13 protein-coding genes and 1 riboswitch are annotated in these 13,324 nt (G+C 33.7%); all 13 genes read right to left on the bottom strand.

Annotated elements, in window-relative coordinates; translation table 11 throughout:
* Positions 1-2: 2 nt before the first annotated feature.
* Positions 3-635, bottom strand: a complete 633-nt coding sequence (locus tag BM077_RS05800; protein ID WP_090003476.1) for a corrinoid protein — start codon at positions 633-635, stop codon at positions 3-5.
* Positions 636-1,111: 476 nt separating this feature from the next.
* Positions 1,112-2,929 (bottom strand): sigma-54 interaction domain-containing protein, encoded by a 1,818-nt coding sequence (locus tag BM077_RS05795; protein ID WP_089748673.1) that lies wholly within the window; start codon positions 2,927-2,929, stop codon positions 1,112-1,114.
* Between the two features lie 214 nt (positions 2,930-3,143).
* Positions 3,144-4,520 carry a dihydrolipoyl dehydrogenase gene (lpdA, locus tag BM077_RS05790; protein ID WP_089748672.1) on the bottom strand — a complete coding sequence of 459 codons (1,377 nt, stop codon included), beginning with the start codon at positions 4,518-4,520 and terminating at the stop codon, positions 3,144-3,146.
* A gap of 141 nt (positions 4,521-4,661) precedes the next feature.
* A complete protein-coding gene (locus tag BM077_RS13700) occupies positions 4,662-4,817 on the bottom strand; it encodes a hypothetical protein (protein ID WP_176941642.1) in 156 nt (51 codons plus the stop codon).
* 24 nt (positions 4,818-4,841) lie between these two features.
* A complete protein-coding gene (locus BM077_RS05785; protein ID WP_089748737.1) occupies positions 4,842-5,669 on the bottom strand; it encodes a lipoate--protein ligase family protein in 828 nt (275 codons plus the stop codon).
* On the bottom strand, positions 5,662-6,141 hold the full coding sequence (locus BM077_RS05780) for a hypothetical protein (protein WP_090095173.1): 480 nt from the start codon (positions 6,139-6,141) through the stop codon (positions 5,662-5,664). The genes BM077_RS05785 and BM077_RS05780 overlap by 8 nt, the downstream gene beginning before the upstream one ends.
* A 105-nt stretch (positions 6,142-6,246) precedes the next feature.
* Positions 6,247-6,624 (bottom strand): hypothetical protein, encoded by a 378-nt coding sequence (locus BM077_RS05775; RefSeq protein WP_090095171.1) that lies wholly within the window; start codon positions 6,622-6,624, stop codon positions 6,247-6,249.
* Positions 6,621-7,502, bottom strand: a complete 882-nt coding sequence (locus BM077_RS05770; RefSeq protein ID WP_090003477.1) for a radical SAM protein — start codon at positions 7,500-7,502, stop codon at positions 6,621-6,623. Before BM077_RS05770 ends, BM077_RS05775 begins: the two co-directional genes overlap by 4 nt.
* Positions 7,484-8,944 (bottom strand): aminomethyl-transferring glycine dehydrogenase subunit GcvPB, encoded by a 1,461-nt coding sequence (gene gcvPB / locus BM077_RS05765; protein WP_089748669.1) that lies wholly within the window; start codon positions 8,942-8,944, stop codon positions 7,484-7,486. Before gcvPB ends, BM077_RS05770 begins: the two co-directional genes overlap by 19 nt.
* Entirely contained in the window at positions 8,941-10,287 is a 1,347-nt protein-coding gene (gene gcvPA, locus BM077_RS05760; protein ID WP_089748668.1) for an aminomethyl-transferring glycine dehydrogenase subunit GcvPA, read from the bottom strand. Before gcvPA ends, gcvPB begins: the two co-directional genes overlap by 4 nt.
* A gap of 3 nt (positions 10,288-10,290) precedes the next feature.
* Entirely contained in the window at positions 10,291-10,677 is a 387-nt protein-coding gene (gene gcvH, locus BM077_RS05755; protein ID WP_089748667.1) for a glycine cleavage system protein GcvH, read from the bottom strand.
* Between the two features lie 179 nt (positions 10,678-10,856).
* The gene (gcvT, locus tag BM077_RS05750) at positions 10,857-11,960 is read right to left on the bottom strand and encodes a glycine cleavage system aminomethyltransferase GcvT (RefSeq protein ID WP_090095169.1); all 1,104 of its coding nucleotides are present in this window, start codon (positions 11,958-11,960) and stop codon (positions 10,857-10,859) included.
* Between the two features lie 340 nt (positions 11,961-12,300).
* A riboswitch (glycine riboswitch) is annotated at positions 12,301-12,401 on the bottom strand.
* 256 nt (positions 12,402-12,657) lie between these two features.
* Positions 12,658-13,323: a hypothetical protein gene (locus BM077_RS05745; RefSeq protein WP_089748665.1), complete on the bottom strand. Its 666-nt coding sequence runs from the start codon at positions 13,321-13,323 to the stop codon at positions 12,658-12,660.
* Position 13,324: the final 1 nt, after the last annotated feature.

Raw genomic sequence — 13,324 nt, 5'->3', positions numbered from 1 at the left:
TATTAACCGATTAGCTCTAGGGCTTTATCTTTAGCTGAAGCAGCATCCGCAGACCAACCATCTGCACCTATCTCTTCAGCAAAATCTGGTGTTACTGGTGCGCCACCAACTATAATTTTTACTGAATCTCTTAATCCTTCTTCTTCTAAAAGCTCTATCGTATTCTGCATTTCTAACATAGTTGTTGTTAATAGAGCACTCATTCCTACTACATCTGGTTGATGTTCTTTGACAGCTTCTACAAATTCTTCCGGGTCTACATCTGTTCCTAAATCTATTACCTCTAAACTAGCACTTTCCATCATCATGCCTACTAGGTTCTTACCGATATCATGTAAATCACCAGCAACTGTACCTAACAATACTTTGCCTTCTGATGAAGTGTCTCCTTCCGCGAGTAAAGGATTAACTAACTCTACCCCGGCTTTCATTGATTTAGCAGCCATCATCACTTCGGGTACAAACATATCTCCATCTTTAAATCGCTGACCAACTACCTTCATACCACCAATTAAACCCTTCTTAATGATATCCGTAGGTTCTGCTCCTTCATCAATAGCTGTCTGAGTAAGTTCCGTTACCTCTTCAACATTACCCTTAATTACAGAATTACTTAACTTTTCAAAATCAGCCATTATTCATTCCTCCTTTTGATTTGAGTTATTGATTCCTTTACTTTAAAATTAACTATAATCATAATTTTCAAACTTTTTTAATTATTTTAAGCTTTATTCACCTCTCTTTTTTGAATCTGCAAATATAAAATTTATCTCATAATATTTTAAGTGCAAATTCCATGCCATCTTTAGCACTTAATAATAATAAAATAGATTTTTTGCTAAATAGTTGTAATCATAGGAAGTATAACCTGTTATCAAATTCTTATCTTATCATTAAAAGTTCAAAAAATTAAAATTTATATATCAAAATGAGAATTAATCGTGTTTACTTAAAGGTCAAGCCTATTATATCAAGATATATAATAACTATTATCATTTTGAAATAAAATCTCATAATGAGAATGTATTTTTTAGTAAAAATAAAAAAATGACATCTCGCTTTGAGATATCATTCACAAATAAATCTTCAGTTATGCTTAACAATAGAGGCTTTAAAGAACTTTCTTCTCTTTTTGAGATTCTATATCGATTTGAGATTCTTCTATGTTAAATTTCTTTAGTTTTCTATATAACGTAGCTCTTCCAATACCTAAAGCTTTAGCTGCTTTCTCTTTGGCTTTACTAGTTATACCAAACTTCTTCAATGCTTCAATAATTGCTCTTTTTTCTAACTCATTAATAGTAGGAATATTAGAAAAATTACTATTTTCTGCTTGATTGCTTTTAATTCTTTTGGGAAGACTTTTTTTCGTAATATATCTAGCAGTTTCAAGATTAACTGCATACTCAATAGTATTCTCTAGCTCGCGAACATTTCCAGGCCAAGAATAATTAACTAATTCCCGCTTTACCTCCTCTGTAAAACCTGTAATCTCTTTATTTAACAAATTAGAATACTTCTTCAAAAAAGAATGCAGTAATAAACAGATATCTTCTTCTCGTTCTCTCAATGGTGGTATATAAAATGGAATAACATTCAATCTATAAAACAAATCCTTTCTAAACTCATCTTCTTCAACCATCTTTTCTAAATTCTGATGAGTCGCTGCAATAATTCTTACATCAATATCAATAGATTTAACTCCACCTACTCTTTCTATCTGCTTACTTTCAATCACCTTTAACAATTTAACTTGAAAGTGTAGAGGCATATCCCCAATTTCATCTAAAAAGATCGTCCCTTTATGAGCAATTTCAAATTTTCCAGGCTTCCCTCCCTTTTTAGCTCCAGTAAAGGCTCCTTCTTCATAACCAAATAACTCTGATTCTAATAATGACTCAGGGATAGCAGCACAATTTACATTAACAAAAGCCCCTGAACTTCGATCACTTTCTTCATGAATCGCTTTAGCAAACATACTTTTCCCGGTGCCACTTTCGCCACGAATTAAGATTGTTGAATCGGTTTTAGCTACTCGCTGCATCTGTTTTTTAACTTTAATGATCTGATTGCTTGTTCCTTTAATATCATCAAAAGTAGTCTTTTTATTCTCAGCAATAATTTCATTAGCTAAACGCTTCATTTCATCTAATTTTCTAAAAGAAATAGTAGCTCCTAAAACATTACCATTATCTTTAATTAAAGTAACATTACAGATAAGATTAATTTTCGTATTCCCTTTTGTATATTCTGTCTTTATCTCAAAATAATTGGATTCTTCTTCCTCCATATTATTAAACACCTTATCTAAATCTAACTCCGAAAAGAAAGTATTAATATGTTCTCCTACTTGTGCTGAACTGATATTTAGGATTTTTTTAGCTGATTGATTTATATGCGTTATTCTTCCCACAGCATTAGTCGCAATAATTCCCTCATGTACCGAATTAATTACTGCTCTAAATTTATTAGCTATAACTGTAATTCTACTCTTCATCTCTCTTTCTCCTAAACTACTAGCTAAAAATTGTGAAACTTTTCTTAAAAAAGTAATTAAACTTAAACGCTCCTCAATTAAATTTTGACGCTGTTTCTCATTAAAAGCCATTAAGGAAAGAGAACCTATCGTTTCATCTTCGAAATTAATTGGGCACATAATCACAGACCATACTGGACAGTCATCCTTGCAGTTGCTACATAATTCACTGTTCTTAGTATCTTCAACAACTAAAGCTTTATCTGGATTATTGAGTAAATAGTGAGTCATTGACCCCGGTTGGTACTGAGTACTTACCTCTCCTTGATACTTTCCAGTTCCGGCTACTACTTCCAAATCATTATCGATTATCGCCACTTCATAATCTAAAACAGCTGCAAAAGCATCAGCTACTTGTTGAATAAAAAGCTTCACATCTTTTAATTGAACCATATCAAAACCTCCTTTTTATCAAAAAATTATGAATATTCAAAAGAAATTTACCTTACAGTTCAATTTCTACAAATACTTAATAAACTCCTTTATTACCTAAATTTTGATTAATAAGAGTCGAGTAAAACATAGATTTTCTAAATATAAAAAGCTCTTACTTATATCTAGTAATATAAGCAAGAGCTAGAGTTAATTTAATCTTTATTATTTTAAATTATCCATGAATTGCCATACCAAATATATCCTCAGCTGCTTCTAAAACTGATTCTGCTAAAGTTGGATGGGCATGAATTGTATTTACTATATCATTTATAGTTAATTTCTTCTTTACTGCTAAAGCAATTTCATGAATCAAATCAGAAGCATGGGGTCCCATAATATGTCCGCCTAAAATCACTTTACTTTCGGAATCTGCAATAATCTTGACTAATCCTTGTGTTTTATTAAGCGTTACTGCTTTACCATTTCCTTTAAAGAAAAATTTACCGATTTTAACATCCAGGCCTTGTTCCTCAGCCTCCTGAGTATTTATTCCGACACTAGCTACCTCAGGGTGGGTAAAAATAGTATTAGGTACCACTCTATATTCCATCTCTTTCTCTTCACTTAAAATATTCTCAACTGCTACTATCCCTTGTTTAGAAGCCACATGAGCTAATTGAATTTTATTAGTAACATCTCCAATCGCATAAATTCCATTAACTTCTGTCTTTAAATATTCATCAACTGAAATAGCACTGTTTTTAGTCTCTAATCCAATAGCTTCTAAGTTCAATCCACCTACATAAGGCTTTCTGCCAATAGCCAAAAGTGCCATCTCTGCTTCCAAAGTATCACCCTCTACTAAGTTAGCCTCAATTCCTTGTTCAATAGTTTTGATGTCTTTAATCTTAGTTTCCGGTTTAAATTTAATCCTAGCTCTCTTAAAAGCACGAGCTAAATTTTGACTAATCTCTTCATCCTCTGTTGGTAATAATCTAGGCATTACGTCTACAAGAGTAACCTTAACTCCTGCCGTAGCAAAGATTGAAGCAAACTCACACCCAATTACTCCAGCACCTACGATCAACAAACTTTTAGGCAATTCATCTAGATTTAATATTTCCTTACTAGTAACCACTTTATCACCATCATAATTGAAGTCATCTAAAATGATCGGTTGCGAACCAGTAGCAATAATTACATTATCCGCTTTAACGTTAGTAACTTCATCATTACCATCTATCTTTAATAAGTTTTTGCTTTGAAAAGAAGCAGTTCCAGAAATAACATCAATTTCATTCTTCTTCATTAAGTACTCAATACCTTTAACTAACTGACTAACTTTACGATCTTTATTCTTAGAAACACTCTGCCAGTCAATCTCAAAATCATCAACTTTAACACCAAAACGCCGAGCATTTTTAACATTACTTATTACATCACAGGTAGCAGTTAGAGCTTTAGTCGGAATACAACCTCGATTTAAACAGGTTCCACCTAATTCATCTTTCTCAATCAAGCATACATCTGCACCTAATTGAGCAGCCTTAATAGCGGCTACATAACCTCCTGGCCCACCCCCAATAATAGCAATATCATATTCTTGCATGATTTTTTAAGCCTCCTTATAAACTTATAATTCAATCTTATATCCGATCCTTGTAGTTAATAATCTTGTATGACTAATTGCTAACACCAAAAATTTCACAATGCTCTTAATATAATAATTTTTACCAAACTTCACTATCGCCTATTTAATTTCCTCATCCTTAACCTTAGCCTTAACCTGCATTTTTCTGGGCTTCACTGTCTCGCCCAGCCTACAAGTCAAGGCTGGGCGCAAGCCTATGTTAAACTCTACTTCTAATTCAAAAGCTCTTTTCTGGGCTTCACTGTCAACTGTCAACTATCAACTGTCAACTAATACACCCTATCTTTTATAATTCCATTCCTTACTATTATACTTTTTTTCTGCTAGCTCTTGAGCTAATTTTAACTCTTTATCAGTTAGCCTACCTTCTTCTAAAGTAATATCTAGTCCTTTTTCCATACCTTTTTTAAAAGCGTCTATTAAACCTTCTAAATTAAACTTCTTTCCACTAGCTTCATGAATAGTAGTCGCTTTTTTAGTAAATATCTCTTTAAATCTTTTCCTTCTTCTTTCATTTTTAAAATTAAGAAGAGAGAATAATTTATCTATATCTTGAGTATGAAGTATTGAGCCGTGCTGCAAGATGACTCCATCTCTTCTTGTTTGAGCACTACCAACTATTTTTTTATCATCAACTGTTATTTCATACCAAGATGGGGCATCAAAGCAAGCTGCACTCTGACTCTTTTCTTTCTTCTCTTTATCAGCTAAAGATATCATTTCAGCATTAACCCCTAATTCTTGTAATCCAGCTAGCAATCCTTGACTAATTATCTTATAAGATTCAATTACCGAATCTGGCAAAAAGTCAAATTCTTCAGCAATTAATAAGCTATAAGTTAATTCATCATCATGTAAAACTGCTCTTCCTCCGGTTAAACGTCGAACAATATCTATTCCTTCTTCTTCACAAGCAACAGTATTCACCTCTTGCTCTAAACTCTGAAAATAACCTAAAGAAATAGCTGCTGGCTCCCACCCATAAAACCTAATAGTCGGAGGAGCTTCACCAGCTTTAATACTTTCCATTACAGCTTCGTCTAAAGCCATATTCATTGCCCCATCAGAATAACCGGTATATAATAAACGCCATTTCATTTTACTCATTATTAAACACCAACTGACTTTCATTTACCGCCTCTTCTATTTCTTCAAATTCTAATGAACGAGGATAATTATAAATAATACCACCTGGTTTTTCATTATAATAAGGCCGATTACAATCGGGACAGCCTATTGTTTCAAACGCTTTACCATCACTTAACAACTGTTTTAGCTCTTCATTCTGTATATCAATATTAATTAACTTGCCGTTACTAAAAATAAAGTTATTTAATTTGAAATTATGCTTATAAATTAAATAATTAGCTATTTGAACCCGTCGATACTTGCCTATGTCTGGACGTGGATGATCGGCTAACTTAGTTCCTGATAAAGGAGTAAAAGCAAAAATACCCGTTTTTACTTTTAATTCTTTCAATTCAACTAATAATTTTATTATTTCTGCCTCGTTTTCTCCTAGACCAACAATTATATGAGTAGAAATTTTCCCTGGAAATTTTTTAGCTGCTCTAATCAATAGTTGATACCTTTCGTAATAAGAACCACCTTTAATCTCCTGATATTTAACAGGACTAACTACATCTAAAGCAATATTAACTCTATCAGCACCTGCAGATAATAATTATTTAACTTCTGCTAAAGAATTAACTTTTTTAGAAACGCAAGTTGGTAGACCTACTTTTTCTTTTAACTGTCTTAAAAAATCAACTGATAATTTCTTTTCTGATGGAGTGTCTACTACTTGTATGCAGGTTCTTTTTAACTTATTATCCTTAGCTGCCAAAGATAAATTATCAATAATATCTTCTTGCTTAAATTTCTGCCATCTAATTCTTGATAAGTTATCTTTATCTGTATCACTATTAGTAGCTTGAGCACAAAAACTACAATCATTACTACACCCTTCTCCAGCCATTAAATAAGCAGTAGTAGGAGGAGCATCGGTCTTTAACCTCTTCATTCCTAGCACATGAGCCGTTCCGGCTGATAATTTAATCATAAAATACAACACTCCTCTCCTTTTTTTATTTCCAACCCTAATTCTTCTGCTTTTTTAATACCAAAGCTCGTAGGAACTACTACTTTATTTACCCCGGCTGCCACAGCATAATAATCCAGTTCAGCTCGATATCTACCTTTAGGCCGCATACAACCAAGATGAATTGGGATATCAGGAAAATTTATCCTAGCTGTAGTCAAAACCTCGATAACTTCTTCTAAAATTGGTGGACTACAGTTTTCATATCTTGTGTCCTTAGTAGGAATAAATACAATAAAAACTAAGCCCTCTGCCCCTAATTCTTTTAAAATTTCTAAAGCTCTATATTCTCCTGCAATCACTCCACCTTTTAAACCAATACAGATATGAGGTAGAACGGTCATCTCTTTTCTTAAGTTTTGGTAAGCCTTAATATAGTCGTCTACTGTTCTATTTAAACCATAAACCTCTTTAATTGTTTCTTGGTCTGCTATGAAATCAAAAGAAACTGAATCTGCTATTTGACTAATTTTAGGAATTTCTTCCTCATCTACTAAGCCTACATGCATATTAAGCTTTTTATCATTACTAATATGCTTTAGTTCTTCTAAATGAGCATCAAAATCTATCTTTCCACTAGAATCGCAACCACCGCTAATTAAACAACTAGAATATTTATTTTTCTCTTGTTTAGCTAAAGAATCTAAAGAATCCATATGTTCTAGATAATGGCCCCCACAATGGGCGCAGTCCAGGTGACACTGATTCCCGGTTAAGCTAACCGGCTTAGTCTCGGTTGGATAATCAAATTGAATGAAAGGTGGGAAGTTCTCTTTACGAACTTCCCAAGCCTCTTTTACTTTCTTTTGTAAAGCAGAAGTTATTCTTCTGATTTCCATCGTAACTTTGGCTTTCTAGCAGCAGTAGCTTCATCTAGCCTACTTACTACTGTATTATGTGGAGCTTCCTGGACTACTTCTGGATTTTCTTCTGCCTCTTTAGCTATCTGAATCATAGTATCTATAAATTGATTTAATGTTTCAACAGTCTCTGTTTCTGTTGGCTCTACCATTAACGCTTCTTCTACAATTAATGGGAAATAGATAGTCGGTGGATGTACTTCAAAATCTAATAGTCTCTTAGCAATATCTAAAGTAGCAACCTTACCTTCTTTTTGACGCTTACCAGAAAGAACAAATTCGTGTTTGCAAACCCTATCATACGGTAACTCATAATATTCTTTTAACTTTTCTTTTAAATAATTAGCATTTAAAACAGCATCTTCACTAACTCTTTCTACTCCTTTAGCTCCTAGAGCTAATAAGTAAGCATAGGCTTTAACTACTACTCCAAAATTACCATAATAAGAACGTACTTTCCCAATTGAATTTGGCATATCATAGTTGAAGTAATATTTATCCTCTTCTTTTTCTACTAAAGGCTTCGGTAAAAATTCGACTAATTCTTCTTTAACACCTACTGGCCCAGAACCCGGACCTCCTCCACCGTGTGGCGTTCCAAAAGTTTTATGAAGATTTAGGTGAATTACATCAAACCCCATATCTCCCGGTCGCGATTTACCCATGATAGCATTAGCATTAGCTCCATCATAATAGAGTAATCCTCCCACATCATGAACTATTTCAGCCATTTCTGTAATATCTTCTTCAAATAACCCTAAAGTATTTGGATTAGTTAGCATCAGTCCAGCAGTTTTTTCACTAACTACTTCTTTTAAAGCATCAATATCAACTAAACCTTTTTTATTAGATTTAACCTCTACCACTTTAAAGCCAACCATAGACGCACTAGCTGGGTTTGTTCCGTGAGCTGAATCCGGCACAATTACTTCTGTCTTTTCAGTTGCACCTTGCTTTTTTAAATAGGACTTAATAATCATTAATCCCGTTAATTCACCATGTGCTCCAGCAGCCGGCTGCATAGTAAAGCGGTCCATACCGGTAATCTCCGATAACTTTCGATCCATGTCATAAATTAATTCTAAGTTACCCTGCACCATACCTTCCGGCTGTAAAGGATGAGTATTAGTAAACCCAGAATATCTAACTACATCTTCATTTACTTTAGCATTATACTTCATAGTACAGGATCCTAAAGGATAGAATCCACTATCTACACCATGATTTCTAGTTGACAATTCTGTAAAATGTCTCACTGCTTCTAATTCACTAACCTCTGGTAGTGCTGGTTCCTCTTTTCGTAAGTAATCAGCTGGAATTTCATCTTCAATATTCATATCACTAAATTCATCTTCGGGGAGAGAAAAGCCAACTCTACCTTCTCTGCCTAAATCAAAAATCAACTCTTTTTCCTTTCTCATTTGATCCCCTCCAATCCTTCTACTAAGTTATCAATCTCTTCTTTAGTTCGTTTTTCAGTTACAGCTAATAACATAGTATTATCTAATGCACTATAGTCGTTCCCTAAATCATGGCCACCAACTATTTTATCCTCCAGCAATTCTTGATTTATTTCAGAAATTGATTCTTCCGTTTGAATGGCAAATTCTTTAAAGAACGGACCATCAAATGCTAATTCATAACCATCTAGCTTAGCTATCCTTTCAGCTGCATAGTGTGCTTTCTTTAATGACTGCTTTGCTACTTCTTTTAAACCTTGTTTGCCCATCAATGTTAGATATACCGTAGCAGCTAATGCATTTAATGCTTGATTAGAACAGATATTAGAAGTTGCCCGTTCACGACGAATATGTTGTTCTCGTGTCTGTAAAGTCAAAACAAAGCCACGATTACCTTCATCATCTACTGTTTCTCCTACAACTCGCCCTGGAATTCTTCTCATATTACGCTTAGTAGTAGCGAAGAATCCAAAATGTGGTCCACCAAAACTCTGTGGATTGCCTAAGCCTTGACCCTCACCAACAACAATATCTGCCCCTAAGTTACCTGGTGCTTCTAAAATAGCTAATGAAATAGGGTCAGCAACTACTACAAATAAAGCATCTACATCATGGGCCAAATCTGCTAATTGAGCTAAATCCTCTAGTTGACCAAAGAAGTTAGGATTCTGTACAATCACCGAAGCTGTCTCTTCAGTAATAACTTCTTTTAACTTATCATGGTCTGTAACTCCTTGATTAAAATCTATTTCCTTTAGAACCAAGTCAGCAGCGCTACAATATGTTACTAATACTTCTCTAATCTCAGGGCTAACAGTAGTCGAAACTACAATCTCCTTTCTACGCCGTTTAACAGCCGTAGACATTAAAGCAGCCTCAGCCGTGGCACTAGCTCCATCATACATCGAAGCATTTGCTACATCTAGCCCAGTTAATTCACAGATCATAGTCTGATATTCAAAGATAGCTTGCAGATAACCTTGACTAATCTCTGGTTGATAAGGAGTATAAGCAGTATAAAATTCAGACCTCAAAAGGATATGATCAACAACACTTGGAATATAGTGGTCATAAACTCCTGCCCCTAAAAAGGAAGTATATTCACTTAAGTCTTGGTTCTTACCGCTTAATTCCTCCATTCTTCTCTTAATTTCTAATTCTGAAAGGGGTTGGCCAAGATCTAATTCTCGTTCTAGCTTGACTTCATCGGGAATGTCTGTAAATAGCTCATCAATAGAATCAATCCCAATCCCCGCTAATAGTTCCTCGCGTTCTTCTTTAGTATGAGGTAAATAGGGAAACATTTTTTATTCCTCCTCTTCTTCACAGAATTTTTTATATTCTTCTGCTGTCATTAAATCATCTAGCTCTTCTTCATCAGCTAATTTAACCGCTATCATCCAATTTTCATAAGGTGCTTCATTTAGCTTCTGGGGATTATCATATAGATCTTCATTAATCTCTAAGACTTCACCGCTAACTGGAGTATACAGGTCTGCTACTGCTTTAACTGACTCAATTACTCCTACTGATTCCTCTGCTTCGTACTCCTCTCCCTCCATAGGAAACTCAACAAAAACAATGTCTCCTAGCGCATTCTGAGCATAATCAGCAATACCAACATACACCTTGTCTCCTTCTACTCTTACCCACTCATGATCCTCTGAATAATACAAACCTTCTAAAATTTCCATTAGTTATCCCTCCATTTTAATTTTTAACACAGCTTACTTAGCTCCTTTGACACAAATCTTTCACAAGACTATACACAAGACTTTTTAGTTTCAAAAATCAGTACCAATTGAATCTTAGTCTTAATCTTATTTTTTAGTCTGTGTCTTGTCTGTGTTAGTCTGTGTCTAATTTTATTACTTTATTTTTCTCTCCTATAAAACGGTAATGCAACCACTTTTGCTTTACATTTCCTGCGCCTAATCTGCACTTCAATCTCAGTTCCTTCCTCAGCATATTCTGTTTTAACATAACCTAACCCAACATTCTTATCCAAAGTTGGGGCATAAGAACCAGTAGTTACTACTCCAATTTTTTCGTCATCTTTCAATAAATCATAACCATCTCTTGGTATTCCTCTATCAATCATCTCTAAACCTACTAATTTTCGTTGATAACCATTAGCTTCAATCTCTTTTAAGGCGTCTTGACCAATAAATTCTTCCTCTTTATCTAAAGCAACGAAATATCTTAAACCTGCTTCTAATGGATTCTTCTCTTTTCCTATCTCATGTCCATATAAAGGAAGATTAGCCTCAAAACGCAAAGTATCTCTAGCTCCTAAACCAACTGGCACAACTCCTTTATCTTGACCAGCATCTAAGATTGCATTCCAAATTTTTTCAATACCTTCATTAGCAGTATATATCTCAAAACCATCTTCTCCAGTATATCCAGTTCGTGAGACGATTGCTTCTACTCCAGCAATTTCTACACTATCTTCAAACCAAAAGTATTTTATAGTACTTAAATCAAAATCCGTTAATTCTTGCAGCACTTCTTCGGCTAATGGCCCTTGTAATGCCACTTCTGCTATCTCATCAGATTGATTAACAACTCTTACTCCTTGCTCTTCTTTGTCCTTAATCCATTTGTAATCCTTATCAGTATTAGATGCATTAACTACTAATAAATAATCGTCTTCATTATAACGATAAACTAATAAATCATCTACAACTCCTCCATCTGGATAACACATCATAGTGTATTGGACTTGATTATCCTCTATTTCAGATAAATCATTAACTAATAATTTCTGCAAAAATTTTAATGCATCTTCCCCGCTAACTCTAATCTCTACCATGTGCGAAACATCAAAAATCCCTGCTTGATTTCTAACTGCTTGGTGTTCAGCAATGACTCCACTATATTGAACCGGCATTTCCCAACCGCCGAATTCAACTATTTTTCCTTCAGTATCAACATGTGATTGATAAAGAGGCGTTCTCTTTAAATTATCACTCACTATCTAATCCCTCCTTTTAAATTCTGAAAGATTCTCATTAATATTTTACTTTAAAACTCCTATTATTACTCCTCCCTTCTTTAATTATTCAAAACATTAAGATAATTAAGATATTGTAATTTGCACTAATAGATCATTAATAAAAGAAGAGGGAGACAAGATTAGTTCAGTCAGCTAATCTTTCCCCCCTCTGTTCTAATTATACAAAAGAGGGAAGCAGAAATTAATATAACTTATTAATCTCAAACTCCCCTCTGTTCTAATTAAAAAAGGAGAGCAAAAGTTAACATACTCGTTAACTTTATACTCTCCTCTGTCCTAAGATAATTAGTCCAAAGCCCGTCCTTTTAAAGTCCTTTTGCCTGAGAGTTTAAAAAGACGTTAATCTTTCTTGCCCCTTCGGCGCCTAATTTAAAATTAGGTCTCTCCCTTAAAAGTCATCCGGCCTTTCTTTATTTAATTTTCAACCTATATGTAACAGTTTATTCTTTAATACCAATAATGTTCCTGACTATATTATATATTATTATATACTTTAGTTAATAATTCCTTCTTTTTTATAATTTTTTATTATTCTTTAATATCCTACGATATATTTAGAACTTAATTAATTATAATCAATTTTAATCAGTAATCTTACTCTTGGTTATATCTTCAATTTGAAATGCTAACTTTTCACCCTTTCCTATATTCCTCACTACTCTTGTCCGCTTATCCCTAATTCTACTAATATCTCTCTTAATTTATCCATTGTATCATAACGACTCCATTGATTAAATGAAGGATGTGGTATACTTGAAATAATCCTTTTACCTGCAATAATTTCTTCATCGCTAATTAAATTTAAATAAGTTTCTGCTAGTTTACCACAAGGAACAATGTATTTTATTCTTGGATATTCTTTTAAAGTGGAAACTAAACGCTCCTTAAAATCATTAAGAACAATCTTCTTAACTTGATTCCAGTCTTGCTTATTATGTTTTTTAGTTTTATAATTCACTCGTAACTTTTCTAATATTTCTACTATATCTTGCTCAGACGAAGTCAAATCATATGCCTTTAAGCCTCCAACTTGCATCGGTGCTGGAGATACATTCAATATGCCAAATTTTCTTAAATCATCATATTCTGTCTCATATTTCCCCGACTGACTAACAATCTTACCAAAAGCATCATTGCTACCTTTATCATAGATAAATCTTGTCATATCCAATCCTGAACTACCAGCTACAGGATAACCATATTTCATCTCTTGGGTATGTGGTGACTCTAAAATAAATAAGATAACTGATTCTTCATGAAGCACATCTTCAATATGATATTTTTTAAGATAGTCTTTTGTAATTTCAATTATATCCTCCATA

Source organism: Candidatus Frackibacter sp. WG13, assembly GCF_900114655.1.
Classification (GTDB): Bacteria; Bacillota; Halanaerobiia; order Halobacteroidales; family Acetohalobiaceae; genus Frackibacter.
Note: the sequence above shows the minus strand (reverse complement) of the source record. Positions and strands in the feature narration are given on the sequence as shown.